This window comes from Streptosporangium sp. NPDC000396 (genome assembly GCF_042898655.1).
In the GTDB taxonomy this organism is placed as follows: Bacteria; Actinomycetota; Actinomycetes; order Streptosporangiales; family Streptosporangiaceae; genus Streptosporangium.
Window position 1 is genome coordinate 321,463 of sequence record NZ_JBIAZA010000006.1, and the last position, 16,011, is coordinate 337,473.

Here is a 16,011-nt window from a genome sequence, read left to right on the forward strand (position 1 = left end):
GCTCCCTGAGGTTTCCTGAGGCCTCACACGCGGACTCGGCACGATCATTGCCCGAGATCTGGTGGAATGGCGAGCTGTGAGTGGTCAGGGCTGGCGGTTGGTGCGTCGTGAGGGTGCGGGGAGACCCGCTGCCCCTGTGCTTGACGAGCACCAACGGGCCGTAGTGGCTCATGGGAGCGGCCCCCTGCTCGTGCTCGCGGGGCCCGGCACAGGCAAGACCACCACGATCGTGGAGACCGTGGTGGACCGGATCGAGCGCCGGGGAGTGGATCCCGAGCGGGTGCTCGTCCTCACCTTCAGCCGCAAGGCGGCAGAAGAACTGCGTGAACGTATCACCGGCCGGATGCTCCGCACCACCCGCACACCCCTCGCCCTGACCTTCCACAGCTACGCCTACGCGCTGCTCCGACGCGAGGCCGTACTCGCCGGTGGCGTGCCGCCGCGCCTGCTGACCGGCCCGGAGCAACTCCTGGAGGTCCGCCGCCTGCTCCACGGCGAGCTGGAAGACGGTGCCACGCAGTGGCCGGAGGACATGCGCGAGGCGCTCAAGACCCGCGGCTTCGCCCAGGAGCTGCGCGACTTCCTGGCCCGCGCCGCGGAGCGCGGCCTCGACGGCGAGGACCTGGTCGAGCTGGGGCGCCGCCACGGCCGCTCCGAGTGGGTGGCCGCCGGGCGGTTCGCCGACCGCTACCAGGCCAGGTTCGACCTGGACCTGGAGCCGGTGCTCGACTACACGGAGCTGATCCGCGCCGCCGCGGCCCTGCTCACCGACCCCGACGTACGGCTCCGCGAGCGATCCGCCTACGACGTCGTCTTCGTCGACGAATACCAGGACACCGACCCGGCCCAGGAGTTCCTGCTCCAGCAGCTCGCCGGAGAGGGCCGCGACCTCATCGCGGTCGGCGACCCCGACCAGTCGATCTACGGCTTCCGCGGCGCCGACGTGCGCGGGATCATGAGGTTCCCCGACGTTTTCCGCGGGGCCGACGGCGAGAAGGCCCCCGTCGTCGCCCTGCGTGTCTGCCGCCGCAGCGGGTCCGAGCTGCTGAAGGCCTCTCGCCGCGTCACCACCCGCCTTCCCGTGCCTCCCGGCGGCGCCGCGCACCGGGATCTGCGGCCGCTGCCCGACGCCGAGCCCGGCGACGTCCGGGTGGTGGTGACCGACGGGGCCGCCCAGGAGGCGGCGGTCGTCGCCGACACGCTGCGCCGGGCGCACCTGCTGGAGGGGGTCCCCTGGTCGCGGATGGCGGTGCTCGTGCGGTCGGCCACTCGCCAGGTGCCGTTGCTGCGCCGCGCCCTGGTCACGGCCGGGGTGCCGGTCGTGGTCGGCGGCGGTGAGGTGCCGCTGTTCCAGGAACCGGGCGTGCGGCCGCTGATCAGGCTGATCCAGGTCGCGCTTCATCCCGAGACCCTCGACGAGGGCATGGCCGAAGAACTGCTGACCGGCGCGCTCGGCGGCACCGACATGATCGGTGTGCGCCGTCTGCGCCGGGCCCTGCGGATCGCCGAGCACGAGGCGATGACGCACCCCGACGAGCGCGACATGGCCGACCACTCCGGTGAGCGCGACGTCGCCGGCCCGCGCTCGTCGGGCGAGCTGCTGGTCGCGGCGTTGAAGGACGCGCGGGAGCTGGTCCGGGTGGAGCCGCACGTGGCACTGCCCGCCGAGCGGCTGGCGCGGCTCATCTCCGGCGCGGCCGAGGCCGTACGGCAGGGCGGCACCGCCGAAGACGTGCTCTGGACCGTCTGGCAGGCCACCGGGCTGGCCGAGAAATGGTCGGAGACGAGCGCCACGGGCGGATTCCGGGGATCCATGGCCGACCGCGACCTCGACGCGGTGATGGCGCTGTTCGACCACGCGGCCAAGTTCGTGGACCGCCTGCCGCACGCGGGCGTCGAGGTCTTCGTGGAGGATCTGGTCTCCCAGGAGATCCCCGGCGACTCCCTCGCCGAGCGTGCCCCGGACGGCGACTCGGTGCGCATCCTGACCGCGCACCGCTCCAAGGGACTGGAGTGGGACGTCGTGGTCGTCGCCGGGGTCCAGGAAGGATCCTGGCCGGACCTGCGGCTGCGCGGGTCCATTCTGGGCACCGACGACATGGCCGCCAGGGCCGAGGGATCCGAGCACGAGCACCCCGCCGCCGTCTCCGCCGCACTGGTCTCCCAGCTCCTGGCCGAGGAGCGCCGGCTGTTCTACGTGGCGGTGACCAGGGCCAGGAGCAAGCTCGTCGTCACCGCGGTGGGCGGCGAGGACAACGAGGAACGGCCCTCCCGGTTCCTCACCGAGCTGGTGCCCGGCGCGACCGAGGACCCGGGCGTGGACGAACGCTCCCGCTGGCTGAGCATGTCAGCCCTGGTCGCCGACCTGCGCTCGGCGGTCTCCGACCCGACCCGGCCCGATCCGCTCCGCAGGGCCGCCGCCGGGCACCTGGCCAGGCTCGCCGCCGCCGGGGTGCCGGGCGCCCACCCCAACGACTGGTACGCCCTCACCCCGATCTCCGACGACCGCCCGCTGAGCTGGCCCGACGACGTCGTGCGCATCTCGCCCTCGGCGGTGGAGAACTTCACCAAATGCGGCCTGCGCTGGTTGCTGGAGACCTCCGTGGGCGCGAGCGGCACCGACGCGGCCCGGGGTCTGGGCACGGTCATCCACGCGCTGGCCGTGCTCGCCGCCACCGGCATGCCCACCGAGGACACCCTCGGCAAGCGTCTGGACGACATCTGGCACGAGCTGGACTTCGGCGGTGTCTGGTACAACCGCAAGCAGCGCCGGGCGGCCGAGGAGATGCTCTCCAAGTTCGTCCGCTGGCACCAGGACAACCCCCGCGAGCTGATCGGCCTGGAGGAGGCGTTCACCGCCACGGTCTCCGAGGGCGTGCAGATCAAGGGACGAGTGGACAGGGTCGAGCGCGACGCCGACGGCCGAGCGGTGATCATTGACATCAAGACCGGGAAGAACGGGCCGAAGGACGGCGAGATCGAGCGCCATCCCCAGCTCGGGGTCTACCAGCTCGCCGCGCTGCTGGGCGCCTTCCGGAGGCACGGGATGACCGAACCCGGCGGTGCGGCCCTGGTCCAGGTGGGCGACGCGGCGGGAAAGAAGAACGCCAAGGAGCAGATCCAGCAACCCCTGTCGGAGGACCCCGACCCCGGTTGGGCCCGTGACATGGTGGACACCGTGGCGCTCGGCATGTCCGGGCCGTTCTTCCAGGCCAAGGTCAACGATGGGTGCCGCACATGCGCCGTGCGGGCGAGCTGCCCGGTCAGCAAGAACGGAGATCAGGTGTGCTGAGCCGTACCACCGGCCGCGGCGGTGTTTCCGTGTCTGGCCGTGCCCTCAGGTGCGGCGGTGTTTCCACGCCGGGCCGTACCACCCGTCACGGGGGCGCGCAGTGCTGAGCCCGGTCCAGCTCGCGGCCAAGCTGGGCATCCTCCCCCCCACCCCGGAACAGGCCGCGGTGATCGAGGCCGGTCTCGAACCGATGGTGGTGGTCGCCGGAGCGGGGTCGGGAAAGAGCGAGACCATGGCCGGACGGGTCGTCTGGATGGTGGCCAACGGCCTGGTCCGCCCCGAACAGGTGCTCGGCCTGACCTTCACCAGGAAGGCCGCGGGCGAGCTGGCTCACCGCGTGCGCGAGCGGCTCAACAGCCTGGTCGCGGTCGAGCAGGTGCCCGCCGAGCTGCTGGAGGGCGAGCCGACCATCTCGACCTACCACGCCTACGCGGCCCGGCTGGTCACCGACCACGCCTTGCGTGAGGCGCTGGAGCCGACCATGCGCCTGGTCACCCCGGCCGTCTCCTGGCAGCTCGCCCAGCGGGTGGTCAGCGCCTACGACGGGCCGATGGAGCAGATCGAGTGGGGTCCGGCCACCGTCACCCGGGCGGTGCTGGAGCTGGCCGGAGAGCTGTCGGAGCATCTGCGCTCCCCGCAGGACGTGCGGGAGGTCGGCGCGTGGCTCGCCGAGCGGTACGGCGAGCTGCCCGGCTCGCCCACCCTGGCCCAGCGCAGACCGCTGGCCACCCAGCGGGTCAGGGAGCAGCTGCTGCCACTGGTCGAGGCCTACGACCGGCTCAAGCGCAGCAGGGAGGTCGTCGACCACGGTGACCAGATGGCGCTGGCCGCCCGGATCGCCGTCAAACACCCCGAGGTCGGCGAGATCGAGCGGGGCCGGTTCGCCGTCGTCCTCCTGGACGAGTACCAGGACACCAGCCACGCCCAGCTCGTCCTGCTCCGCTCGCTGTTCGGCGGCGGCCACCCGGTGACCGCCGTGGGCGACCCCTGCCAGTCCATCTACGGCTGGCGCGGCGCCTCGGCGGGCAACCTCACCGGGTTCCCCCGCGACTTCAGGACCGCCTCGGGAGAGCCCGCTCCGATCCGCCGCCTGTCGGTCAGCTTCCGCAACGGCGACGCCGTACTGGACGTCGCGGCCCGGGTGCAGATCCCGCTCCGGATGGAGGCGCGGGAGGTGCCGGTCCTCGTGCCGGGCGGCAACCGGGTCGAGCGCGGCCGGGTGGTGTGCGCCTTCCACGAGACCGCCGACGACGAGGCGGAGTGGGTCGCCGACGGGATCGCCAAACTGCTGGGGAGCGAGAGCGCGCCCGACGGCATGCCCTGGGGCGACGGCGAGCGCAAGAAGGCCAAGCAGAGCGTCTGGGGCGGTCCTCAGTGTCTCCAACCTCACGACGTGGCGATCCTGGCCCGCAAGCGGTCACAGTTTCCCGTGCTGCGCCGGGCGCTGGAGGCCCGGGGCATCCCGGTCGAGGTGGTCGGCCTGGGCGGTCTGCTGACCGTTCCGGAGGTCACCGACATCGTCTCCACTCTGCGCGTGCTCTACGACCCGACCGCGGGGGACGCCCTGGTCCGGCTGCTGTCCGGCCCCCGGTGGCGGATCGGCCCGGCCGACCTGAAAGAGCTGGGCGAACGGGCGCGCGAGCTGAATCGGGAGAACTGGGACGACGGCCCCACGGCGGAGGACCCGCTGGACCAGGTCGTGGCGGACCTGGCCGAGGAGCGCGGGAGTCTGGTCGACGCCCTCGACGAGCTGCCCGACCGTCCCGAGTGGCAGGACCGTTTCTCGCCCTTGGCGCGGGTACGGCTGCTCGCCATGGCGCAGGAACTGCGGATCCTGCGTGCCCACACCGGCCAGCCGCTCCCCGACCTGATCACCGAGATCGAGCGCAGGCTCGGCCTGGACATCGAGGTGACGGCGCGGGGGACGGCCGTCGGCGTGTTCGCCGCACGGGCCGACCTGGACGCCTTCCAGGACGCCGCCGCCCGGTTCGCGGGTGACTCCGAGGATCCGACACTCGGGGCGTTCCTGGCGTTCCTGAAGGCGGCCGACGAGGAGGAGAACGGGCTGGACGCCGGGCGCGTGGGCGAGAGCAACAGCGTGAAGCTGATGACCGTCCACGCGTCCAAGGGCCTGGAATGGCCCGTCGTCGTGGTACCTGGCATGTCCCAGGCGTTGTCGAAGGCCGGGACGCTCACCGTGGGCACGATGTTCCCGGCCCGCCCCGTGACCAGCCCCAAGTGGACGGAGAACCCGCGCAAGCTGCCTTATCCGCTCCGCGGTGACGCCTCCGACCTGCCCCGGCTGACCGGGTTGTCCAAGGAGGAACTGGCCGAGTTCGACGAGCGCTGTCGTGACCGCGACCTGCTGGAGGAACGCCGCCTGGCTTACGTGGCCGTCACCCGCGCCCACTACCTCCTGATCGCCTCCGGCTACCGCTGGGGCAGCGCGACCAAGCCCCTGGAGCCGTCCGACTTCCTGGTGGAGATCCGCGAAACGTGCGGTCGCGTGGCGGTCTGGGCCCCCGAGGCCGAGGAGGGCGCCACCAACCCCCTCCTCGCCGAACCCGCCGAGTCCGCCTGGCCCGTCACCCCCGGCGGCCTGCGCCACGAAGCCATCCTCGACGGCGCCGCCATGGTCAAGGACGCCCTCGCCGCCCTCACCGGCCAGAGCGGCGGCCTGGCCGGTTCCCCGTCACACGGCCCGGTCGGCTCCCCGTCACGCGGCCGGGACCTGCCCCTCTCCGCTTCTTGGGACCGGGGGGTCTCCGTTCCGCTGGATCGGGACGCCCCTTTCCCCGAGCCCCCGCGGGACGACTTCCCCGAGCCCTCGTGGGAGGAGATCCCCTTCCCCGAGGCTCCGGACGACGATGTCCCCTTCCCCGACTTCTTCGAGGACCCGGACGACTTCTCCGACGTCCCGAGTGACTTCGCCGGTGGTCTGGACGGTGTTCCGGCCGACGCCGTACACCGGGGCGAGCGCGTGCCCGAAGGTGGGCCGGAATCGGGGAACGAGCACTCCGGGGCCCTCGCCGAGCTGCGCGGCTGGGACCGGGAGCGGGCCAAGGCCTGGGAGCGGGACACCGAACTCCTGCTGAGAGAGCGAGAGACGAACCGGCGGCGCGGTGGCGGGCAGGTGGAGCTGCCCAGCCGCCTGACCGTGTCGTCCTTGGTCACGCTCGCCGCCGACGCCAAGGCGCTGGCCCGGCAGATCCGCCGTCCGGTGCCCAAGAAGCCGGCCCCGCTGGCCCGCCGGGGCACCTCCTTCCACAGCTGGCTGGAGTCCCGGTGGGGTCAGCAGCGGCTGATCGACGAGTTCGAGCTGCCCGGTGCGACCGACGGTTTCGAGGAGACCGACGTCCAGCTCGACGAACTGCGCGACCGGTTCGAAGAGAGCGAATGGGCGGACAGGGAGCCGCTGGACATCGAGATCCCCTTCGAGACGATGATCGCCGACCGGCTGATCCGGGGCCGGATGGACGCGGTGTTCCAGACCCCGGACGGCCGCTACGAGGTCGTCGACTGGAAGACCGGACGACGTCCCCGGGGCAAGCAGGCCAAGGCCGCCGCGGTCCAGCTCGCCGCCTACCGCCTGGCCTGGTCACACCTGGCCTCCGTCCCTCTGGACCAGGTGAGCGCGGCCTTCCACTACGTCCGTCTCAACGAGACGGTCAGACCGGTCAACCTCCTCGACGAGCACGGCCTGGTCCGGCTCATCGAGTCGATCCCCGCCCTCGGCTGACCCGAGGAGACGGCGGGAAACCGAGGAGACAGCGGGAAAGGGGAAGGCTCCTCCTCATCGCCGATGCTCTTGTCCTCGGTCCGGCCGCCCGGTCTTTGCCTCGATCTACCCATCGCTATGGATGATGAGAGATACCTATCCACGGCGGGCTTCGCCGTCCCAACCGGTCCTGGCTTCTGGGAGCGCGGCGACGCTGAGGCCGAGGTTCGTGAGGACGGAGACCACGCATGAGCAGCGGAGCCGTTCCGAAGCCCATAGCGGGCGTGAGCAGCTTCATCGACGACCGCATCGGGGCGGGGAACTTCCTCAAGCGTAATTTACGGAAGATCTTTCCTGACCACTGGTCGTTCCTGCTGGGTGAGATCGCGCTCTACTCGTTCGTCATCCTGCTGCTGACCGGCACGTTCCTGACGTTCTTCTTCAAGCCCTCCATGGGCGAGGTCGCCTACGAGGGCTCCTACGAGCCGCTCAAGGGCGTCATGATGTCCGAGGCGTACGCCTCGTCGCTGCACATCAGCTTCGACGTCCGCGGTGGTCTGCTGATGCGGCAGATGCACCACTGGGCCGCCCTGCTGTTCGTCGCCGGGATGATGGTGCACATGCTCCGGGTGTTCTTCACCGGTGCGTACCGCAAGCCGCGTGAGTTCAACTGGTTGATCGGTGTCAGTTTGCTGACGCTGGCCCTGTTCGAGGGCCTGACCGGTTACTCGCTCCCCGACGACCTGCTCTCCGGCGCCGGTCTGCGGATCACCGAAGGTGTGATGATCTCGCTGCCGCTGGTGGGCACCTGGATCACCTTCTTCCTCTTCGGCGGGGAGTATCCCGGCGAGGATGTGATTCCCCGGTTCTACTCGCTCCACATCCTGCTCATCCCGGGCATCCTGCTGGGGTTGATCACCGCCCACCTCATGTTGATGTGGGTGCAGAAGCACACGCAGATGCCGGGCAAGGGCCGCACGAACGCCAACGTGGTGGGCGCCCCGCTTTACCCGGCCTTCATGGCCAAGTCGGGCGCGTACTTCATGTTCACGTTCGGCGTCATCGCGCTGCTGGGCACCTTCGCGCAGATCAACCCGATCTGGCTGTTCGGCCCCTACACGCCGGCGGACATCTCGGCGGGCTCCCAGCCCGACTTCTACATGGGCTTCCTGGAAGGCGCGCTCCGCCTGATGCCCTCCTGGGAGATCAACTTCCTGGGCTTCACGCTGCCGTTGAGCGTGCTGATCCCGGCGCTGGTCCCGATGGGCATCATCATGACGGGCCTGGCCCTGTATCCGTTCATCGAGCGGTGGGTCACCGGAGACCGCAGTGAGCACCACATCGCCGACCGTCCCCGCAACAACCCGCACCGCACCTCGATCGGCATCTCCGCGATCACGTTCTACGGTGTCCTGTGGCTGCTCGGCGCGAACGACGAGATCTCCGCGTTCTTCCACGTGTCGCTGAACTGGACGACCTACGTCGGCCGGGTGCTGGTCTTCCTCGGCCCGGCGCTGGCCTACGTCATCGCCTACCGGTGCTGCCTGGGTCTGCAGCGCGGCGACGCCGCGGTGATCGGGCACGGCGTGGAGTCCGGCGTCATCAAGCGCCTGCCTTCGGGCGAGTACATCGAGGTCCATGTTCCGCCGAACGAGGGCATGGAGGCCCACGTGCGGGGCAAGACCGCGGTTCCGATGATCGCCGGAACCCAGGCCGACACCGACGGCGTTCCCCCCAAGAGGATGCGCGGCCCGCTCGGCAAGCTCCGCGCCAAGATGAGCGAGGCCTACGGCGGCGAGAAGATCCCGCTGGACGAAGGCCACGGTCACGGGCACGAAGAGCACGCGGTCGTCGGCTCGGACGTCAAGGAGGACAAGTCACCGCCCTCCTGACCGGTTCCGGCCGGGGCCACGGTTCCGGCCGGCGCCTATCGTCATCGCTTCGAGGCGGGTGAACGACGAGTCGACCATAAGAGCGGTCCGGCTCATCCGGATGCGCTTCGATGCCGACCGGCCGCCCACGCCGCTGGGCTGCCGCTGGTGCGGCCACTCGCCGTACGCCCACGACGACCGGTGCCTTCCTCACAGGCCACGACATGACTACGACCGGCCGACCCAGGCCCAGTTCCGGGCGCGGTTGGCAGAGTGGTGGCGGCTGGGATTCGCGCGGCGGATGCCTTCGGCGGCGCCGGTAGGCCCGCTGGGAACGCCGCCCTTCGACGCCGTCACAAAGGGATTCCGGAATCAAGACCGTCACTTCCGGCTCGGGGAGATGGCGGACACCGGATCACCCGGCCTGTTCGAGCGGGGTCGTTCCCCGGACGGTTCTCCTCCTGTGAGATCACGCGAGCCGTACCCCCGTGATCGGTACGTTCGGAGGGCCGCGTGAAAGGGCGGCATCGGAAGGGATCGCACGCCGAACCAGGAGTTCGGCGGGAGTGGGACCACGGCCAGCGGGCGCTTGCCGCTCGTCTGGATCAGGCCGAGGTGGGTTGGACGGTGATGTACGGCGTGGGCGGACGCCGGTTCTATGCCATGGCCACCACGCAGATCCTGGAGCCACTGGTCGTGGAGGCCCGAACCGTCGAGGAGTTGCGCACACTGATCCGCGAGGCCGAATCGGTGACGGCGCCACCCTCACCCGCGCGGACGCCTGCCGTACCCCACCGTCACCGACAAAGAGCCTCGATGATCGCAAACACCCCGGAAGGCCTCCGGACCGTGGGCTGGGATCTCCCTTGCGACCCGGCGATCATCCACGAGGTCCGCGCGATGGTGCGCGAGACCTTCACCACGTGGGACCTGCCGCCCGATCTCGTCGATGACATGGTGCTGGTCGTCAGCGAGCTGGTGACGAACGCGGCCCGGTACGGCGATCCGCCGATCCGGCTGTCGCTGTGGGCCATGCCGGAGGGGGTTTGCGTGCGGGTCACCGACCACGGTCCTGGACGACCCCACCGGCTCGACCTCGGCCAGGACGCCGTCTCCGGGCGGGGGATCGGGATTGTCGAGGCACTCGCCGACCAGTGGGGCGTCGTCCCTGTCCGGAATAAGGTCGGCAAAACGGTGTGGGCCGCGTGGCGGCTTCCCTGCGAGCGGCCCGGAACACCCCGCACCGTCGGTTGCGCGGACTCGTTCCCGTCCCACTCCTGAGTCCATGCCTGACCGCCACCCCTGGACCAGGCGAGCGTAGCCTTCCACTACGCCCGTCTCAACGAGACGGCCCGCCCGGTGAAGTGGGCAGCAGCTCTGGGTTTCGAGATTCGGGGGCTGGACCGGTGCCTGCCACCGTTCGGCCCGAAGGCGGGCAGCCCAGGCGGCGGTATTTTCCGGGGGCCATGCCGTACTCGCGCTTGAAGGCGTTGGCGAAGGCGAACTCCGAGCCGTAGCCGACCGCGGCGGCGATCTCGCTCAGCGCGGCGTCGGAGTCGCGCAGCATGCGCGCGGCCGTGCCCAGCCGCCACCAGGTCAGATAGGTCAGCGGCGGCTGCCCGACGAGCTGGGTGAACCGGCGGGAGAACGCCGCGCGGGACAGCCCGGCGCGGCGGCCGAGCGACTCGACCGTCCACGGGTGGGCAGGGTCGCGGTGAATGCGGTCGAGCGTGGCGCTGATGGCCGGGTCGGCCAGCGCGGCGGCCCAGCTGTCAACCTTGCAGTGCTCCATCGAGACGTCGAACCAGGCACGCAGGATGTACAGCAGCAGCATGTCCAGCAGCGCCGACACCACCATGTCCGCGCCTGGCCGCGGGTCGTCGATCTCCTTGCCGAGCAGCTCGACGGCGGCGCGCAGCTCGGTGTTGTGCCCCAGCCTGGCGGGCAGGTGGATCATCTCGGGCAGGGCTCTGAGCAGCGGATGCGCCCGGTTGGAGTCGAGCTGGTAGCCGCCGCAGAGCGTCACGGTGACGGGCCCGGTGCCCTCCATGGAGGCCGAGGAGAACAGCTCGGCGTGGGCATATGGGTCGCAGTCGGGCTCCGCGATGGGGCTGGTGGGCGAGTCGGCCAGCGCATAGCCGTGCCCGTGGGGGAAGAACAGCACGTCGCCCGTCCCGACCGGGATCGGCTCGCCCTCCGGCGGGATCGCCCAGCACGAGCCTTGCAGCACCACCTGGAAGCCCGCCGAGCCAGGCACTGACGGGAACCGCTGCCCCCAGGGCGCCGGCCACTCGACACGCGCCGAGCGCGGCACGCCCATGCGCATGGAGGTGATCACGTCGCTCAGCACATCCATGACGTAAGTCTAATGTGGGAGACGATCGCGTATAAATCGCAGACAGAAACGCATTGGATGCCTCGCAAAGGGCTCCTATGGTTGACGGCATGACAAAAGCCCTGGTCACCGGAGCGCCCGCGAGCACGTTCGAGACGCGGGCGAGTGAGCACGCCGCGGACTTCCTCGGCACCATGCGGGCCGCCCGCATCCACAAGTACGGCGACGCCTCCGTGATCTCGCTGGACGAGGTGCCGGTGCCGAAGCCGGGGCCGGGCGAGGTGCTCATCAGGGTGGCCGCGACGTCGTTCAACCCGTCGGAGGTCGGCCTACGGATGGGCCTGCTGCAGGACGTGCTCGGCGTCACGCTGCCGCACACGCTCGGCTGGGATGTCGCGGGCACCGTGGTCACCGGGGCGGGTGACCTCGTCCCCGGCGACCGGATGATCGGCCTCATCGGCGGGGCGGCGGCCGAGTACGCGGTCGCGAAGGCGAGCGTGCTGGCCAGAGCACCGGAGCGGATTCCGCTGGCGGACGCGGCTGCCGTGCCGGTGGCCGGGCTCACCGCGTGGCAGGCGGTCTTCGAGCATGCCCGCATCGGCCGCGGCAGCCGGGTGCTGATCAACGGGGCTGGCGGCGGCGTCGGGCTGTTCGCCGTGCAACTGGCCAAGCACGCGGGCGCGCACGTGGTGGCGACGGCCAGCCCGCGCAGCGCCGCCGCCGTGCGGGCGCTGGGCGCTGACGAGGTCGTCGACTACACCACCGCTCCGCTGCCGGGCGGCAACGACGTGCTGATCAACCTGGTGGCCGATGTGCCCGCCTCGATGACGCGGCTGGCCAAGGAGTTCGTTTCGATCACCCAGCCGATTGAGCATCCGCGCGCCGTCCGGTTCGTGGCCCGCAACGACCCGGGCCAGCTGAGCGAGCTCGTGGCGCTGATCGACAAGGGTGTGGTGGACGTCGAGGCGGATGTTCGCCCCCTGGAGTCCCTGGCAGACCTGCACCGGGCTGCCGAGCGCGGCGTTATCCGTGGAAAAGTCATAGTGAAGGTGGAGACATGATCAAGATTGGCATCATCGTCGGCAGCACGCGGCCGGGACGCAATGGCGAGGCCGTTGCCCGCTGGGTCCACGACCACGCGGTCAGGCGCGGCGACGCGCACTACGAGCTGGTCGACCTGAAGGACTACGACCTGCCCCACCTCGACGAACCGCTCGCCGCGGCCACCGGGGTCTATGAGCACCCGCACACCAAGAGGTGGTCCGACACCATCGCCGGCTTCGACGGCTTCGTCTTCGTGACGCCCGAGTACAACCACTCGACCACCGGTGCGCTCAAGACCGCCATCGACTTCCTCTTCGCCGAGTGGCACGACAAGGCAGCAGGCGTGGTCGGCTACGGCGTCAGCGGCGGCGTGCGGGCGGCCGAGCACCTGCGGCAGGTGCTCGGCCAGGTCAAAGTGGCCGACGTCCAGGTGGCCGTGGAACTGCTGATGCACGTCGACTTCGAGGACTTCACCACCTTCAAGCCCGCCGCGCGCCAAGAGGGCATGCTGAGCAAGCTACTCGACCAGGTCGTCTCTTGGAGCACGGCGCTGCGACCGCTCAGAGTGTGAAGTGCCGCAGCACCTCAGGGTTGGCCATGGCGTCCGGGTTGGCGGCCTGCGACGTGTCCACCGTGGTGTCGCTGCCGACCGGCAAGGCGCTCACTGTCGTTGCGGCCCGCCGACCGAGGCGTGGGAGGCCGAGCGCATCGAGTGGGTACCACTCGCTGACATTCGCGAGTTGGTCGGCAAGGGCGACATTGTCAGTGGCACCAGCATGGCCGCGCTGCTCTACGTCCTCACCGAGGCATAGGAAGCGCTCCGTGCGCCTTTGAAGCCTTCCGTACTTCTCGCGCCCGGTCGGCCGACCCGGTGCCTGTTACTCGGCCGATGGCGGGGATGGCTTGGTGTCGGTCCAGCCGGAGGGGGTTTGCGTGCGGGTCACCGACCACGGTCCTGGACGACCCCACCGGCTCGACCTCGGCCAGGACGCCGTCTCCGGGCGGGGGATCGGGATTGTTGAGGCGCTCGCCGACCAGTGGGGCGTCGTCCCTGTCCGGAACAAGGTCGGCAAAACGGTGTGGGCCGCGTGGCGGCTTCCCTGCGAGCGACCCGGCACACCTCGCACCGTCGGTTGCGCGGACTCGTTCCCGTCCCACTCCTGAGTTCATGCCTGACCGCCGCTCGATGAACCTCCTCGACGAGCGCGGCCTGGTCAGGCTCATCGAGTCGATCTCCGCTCTGAAGTGGCCCGGGTGAACGGCGCCGAAGCCCATATGCCGGACCGCATGAGCCACGGGTCTCATTCCAGAGGCAGAGGACGGCGTGGCACGGGTGCGGTGTGGATGAGAGACGTGGTCGTGTGACCGTACGGGGTGAACAGGTCGAGGATCGGTTCGAGCTCTTCGACCGCCCGCAGATGCATTGTGAAGTAGAAGCAGTCGTCGCCGGTCATTCTGTAGCACTCGACGATCTGGGGGACCTCCTGGGCGATCTTGGAGATGCGTTGCAGCTCCCGGATCGCCGGACGGATCCGGACCATCACGGTTACGGGAAAGCCCAGGGCCCGCGGGTTGACCTCGGCGTGATAGCCGGTGATCACGCCCACCTCCTCCAGCCGCTGCACCCGGTCGGCCACCGCGGGCGCCGACAGGGCGACCCGGCGGCCCAGTTCGGCGAAGCTCACTCTGGCGTCGACCTGTAGCTCGGCGAGGATACGAAGGTCGAGGGTGTCGATTCCCTTGGGTTCGTATGCCCGCCCGGGTCTGATCTTTCGATTCGCCATTCTCCCAAATTACGGGCTGCTCGACGATGGAGCCATGCCGCTCACCGGCCCTCGCGCCGTCCTGTCCGAGGCGCCCCCATGGTCCTACTTCATTGGGAGCGCCGTCTTCCACTACCTCGGTCCGGCTTTCGCCGTGCTGCTGTTCTCCAGGCTCGCGCCACTCGGGGTAGCGGCCCTGCGGATCTGGAGCGCCGTGCTCGTTCTCGCGCTCTGGCGGCGGCCCTGGCGGATCCTCGCCCGGCTCGACGCCGACGGCCGTCATACGATCATCGCCTGGGGCGCGGTGCTCGCGGTCATGAACGTCTGTTTCTACCTGGCGGTCGCCCGTGTGCCCCTTGGGACCGTCGCCGCGATCGAGTTCCTGCCCGTTGTCGCTCTGGCCGCGTTTGGTGCTCGTACGGCTCGCAACGTCGTGGCACTCGTGGCGGCCGTCGGAGGCGTCTATGTGCTGACCGACATCCGGCTGGCTGGAGCACCGCTGGGTTTCGTGTTCGCCTTCGCCAACGCGGCGCTGTTCGCCGCCTACATCGTGCTGGCCCACCGTGTCGCCCGGCGCCTGCGCGGCGCCGACGGTATCGACGGGCTGGCCGCCGCGATGCTCGTCGCCTCCGTGTGCGTCGCGCCGATGGGTGTATGGCAGGCCGCTTCCGCACTGGCCGACCCGGTCGCGCTCGCCGCAGGGGTCGGGGTCGGGATCTGCTCGTCGGTGATCCCGTACGTCTGCGACCAGCTCGCGATGGCCCGGATGGCCCGTTCCACGTACGCACTGCTGGTGTCGCTGCTTCCCGCCACGGCCACGGTGATCGGCATCGTGATGCTCCGGCAGTTCCCCTCACCCGCCGAACTCGCCGGAGTCGGCCTCGTCGTGCTCGCGGTCGCCCTCTACCGCGAGCTTCGGGCTGCCCCTCATGAGGAGGGAGCCACCCCACTACAGGAAGGCAAGACGGAATGCGGTACGTGAAGCTGGGCTCGTCGGGGCTGAAGGTCTCCCAGATCTGCCTGGGCATGATGAGTTACGGCGATCCCGCCTCCTGGGCGTGGATGCTGCGTGAGGCCGCGGCCGAGCCGATCGTGCGGCGCGCGGTCGAGGCCGGGGTGACGTTCTTCGACACCGCCGACATGTATTCGGACGGCGTGAGCGAGGAGATCACCGGGCGGCTGCTGGCGAAGCTCTTCGCGCGCAGAGATGACTACGTCCTCGCCACGAAGGTCTACTTCCCCACAGGCCCGGGACCGAACGACCGGGGGCTGTCCCGCAAGCACGTGCTGGCCGGCATCGACGCCTCGCTGACCAGGCTCGGCACCGACCACATCGACCTCTACCAGATTCACCGCTGGGACTCCGAGACCCCGATCGAGGAGACCATGGAGGCCCTGCACGACGTGGTGCGTGCCGGGAAGGCGCGTTACATCGGGGCCTCCAGCATGTACGCCTGGCAGTTCGCCAAGGCCCAGCACACAGCCGAGGTCAACGGCTGGACGAAGTTCGTGTCCATGCAGAACCACTACAACCTGGTGTACAGGGAGGAGGAGCGAGAGATGATCCCCCTCTGCCTGGACCAGGGCGTGGGCGTCATCCCGTGGAGCCCGCTGGCTCGCGGGCTGCTCTCCGGGAGCCGGACGCGCGGTGGCGAGCGGCGGACGGTCCGGGCCGGTAGCGACCCGCTGGCTGAGACCATGTACGAAGACGCCGACTTCGACGTCGTCGACGCGGTGTGCGCGGTCGCCGACGAGCGTGGCCTCCCCCCGGCTCAGATCGCCCTCGCATGGCTGCTCGGCAGGCCCGCGGTGAGCGCGTCGATAGTCGGGGCGACCAAGGTGGGTCATCTGGACGACGCGATCGCGGCGGTGGAGGTGTGTCTGAGCGAAGCCGAAGCGATCCGCCTTGAGGCTCCCTACCGGCCACACCAGATCCTCGGGCACGCCTGAGGAACTGCTGCGGTCGCCCTCCGGGGAGCGAAAAACCT

At 70.1% G+C, this 16,011-nt stretch carries 11 protein-coding genes; 9 read left to right on the forward strand and 2 right to left on the reverse strand.

Annotated elements, in window-relative coordinates:
- The first annotated feature begins 136 nt into the window (after positions 1-136).
- From ACFY2X_RS12690 to ACFY2X_RS12705, 4 genes are all read left to right on the forward strand, one after another.
- Positions 137-3,292 (forward strand): ATP-dependent helicase, encoded by a 3,156-nt coding sequence (locus ACFY2X_RS12690; protein WP_389936695.1) that lies wholly within the window; start codon positions 137-139, stop codon positions 3,290-3,292.
- 100 nt (positions 3,293-3,392) lie between these two features.
- A complete protein-coding gene (locus tag ACFY2X_RS12695) occupies positions 3,393-7,031 on the forward strand; it encodes a UvrD-helicase domain-containing protein (protein ID WP_389936698.1) in 3,639 nt (1,212 codons plus the stop codon).
- 227 nt (positions 7,032-7,258) lie between these two features.
- Positions 7,259-8,902 carry a cytochrome bc complex cytochrome b subunit gene (locus ACFY2X_RS12700; RefSeq protein WP_389936701.1) on the forward strand — a complete coding sequence of 548 codons (1,644 nt, stop codon included), beginning with the start codon at positions 7,259-7,261 and terminating at the stop codon, positions 8,900-8,902.
- 492 nt (positions 8,903-9,394) lie between these two features.
- On the forward strand, positions 9,395-10,162 hold the full coding sequence (locus tag ACFY2X_RS12705) for an ATP-binding protein (protein WP_389936704.1): 768 nt from the start codon (positions 9,395-9,397) through the stop codon (positions 10,160-10,162).
- A 58-nt stretch (positions 10,163-10,220) separates the two neighbouring features.
- Here the strand turns inward: ACFY2X_RS12705 and ACFY2X_RS12710 are convergent, their stop codons facing one another.
- Positions 10,221-11,237 (reverse strand): AraC family transcriptional regulator, encoded by a 1,017-nt coding sequence (locus tag ACFY2X_RS12710; RefSeq protein ID WP_389936708.1) that lies wholly within the window; start codon positions 11,235-11,237, stop codon positions 10,221-10,223.
- 89 nt (positions 11,238-11,326) lie between these two features.
- On the opposite strand from ACFY2X_RS12710, the gene ACFY2X_RS12715 reads away from it, so the two are divergent.
- From ACFY2X_RS12715 to ACFY2X_RS12725, 3 genes are all read left to right on the forward strand, one after another.
- Complete coding sequence (locus ACFY2X_RS12715; protein WP_389936711.1) at positions 11,327-12,277, forward strand: NADP-dependent oxidoreductase; 951 nt, start codon at positions 11,327-11,329, stop codon at positions 12,275-12,277.
- Positions 12,274-12,831: an NADPH-dependent FMN reductase gene (locus ACFY2X_RS12720; RefSeq protein WP_389936714.1), complete on the forward strand. Its 558-nt coding sequence runs from the start codon at positions 12,274-12,276 to the stop codon at positions 12,829-12,831. Before ACFY2X_RS12715 ends, ACFY2X_RS12720 begins: the two co-directional genes overlap by 4 nt.
- A gap of 362 nt (positions 12,832-13,193) precedes the next feature.
- The gene (locus ACFY2X_RS12725; RefSeq protein WP_389936717.1) at positions 13,194-13,424 is read left to right on the forward strand and encodes an ATP-binding protein; all 231 of its coding nucleotides are present in this window, start codon (positions 13,194-13,196) and stop codon (positions 13,422-13,424) included.
- A 137-nt stretch (positions 13,425-13,561) separates the two neighbouring features.
- On the opposite strand, the gene ACFY2X_RS12730 is transcribed toward ACFY2X_RS12725, so the two are convergent.
- Positions 13,562-14,044, reverse strand: coding sequence for an Lrp/AsnC family transcriptional regulator (locus ACFY2X_RS12730; RefSeq protein WP_389936721.1), 483 nt, complete (start codon positions 14,042-14,044; stop codon positions 13,562-13,564).
- Between the two features lie 34 nt (positions 14,045-14,078).
- Between ACFY2X_RS12730 and ACFY2X_RS12735 the strand changes: the two genes are divergently transcribed.
- Together ACFY2X_RS12735 and ACFY2X_RS12740 are read left to right on the forward strand one after the other, a co-directional pair.
- Entirely contained in the window at positions 14,079-15,005 is a 927-nt protein-coding gene (locus ACFY2X_RS12735) for a DMT family transporter (protein ID WP_389936725.1), read from the forward strand.
- Entirely contained in the window at positions 14,993-15,973 is a 981-nt protein-coding gene (locus tag ACFY2X_RS12740) for an aldo/keto reductase (RefSeq protein ID WP_389936728.1), read from the forward strand. The genes ACFY2X_RS12735 and ACFY2X_RS12740 overlap by 13 nt, the downstream gene beginning before the upstream one ends.
- Positions 15,974-16,011 lie beyond the last annotated feature (38 nt).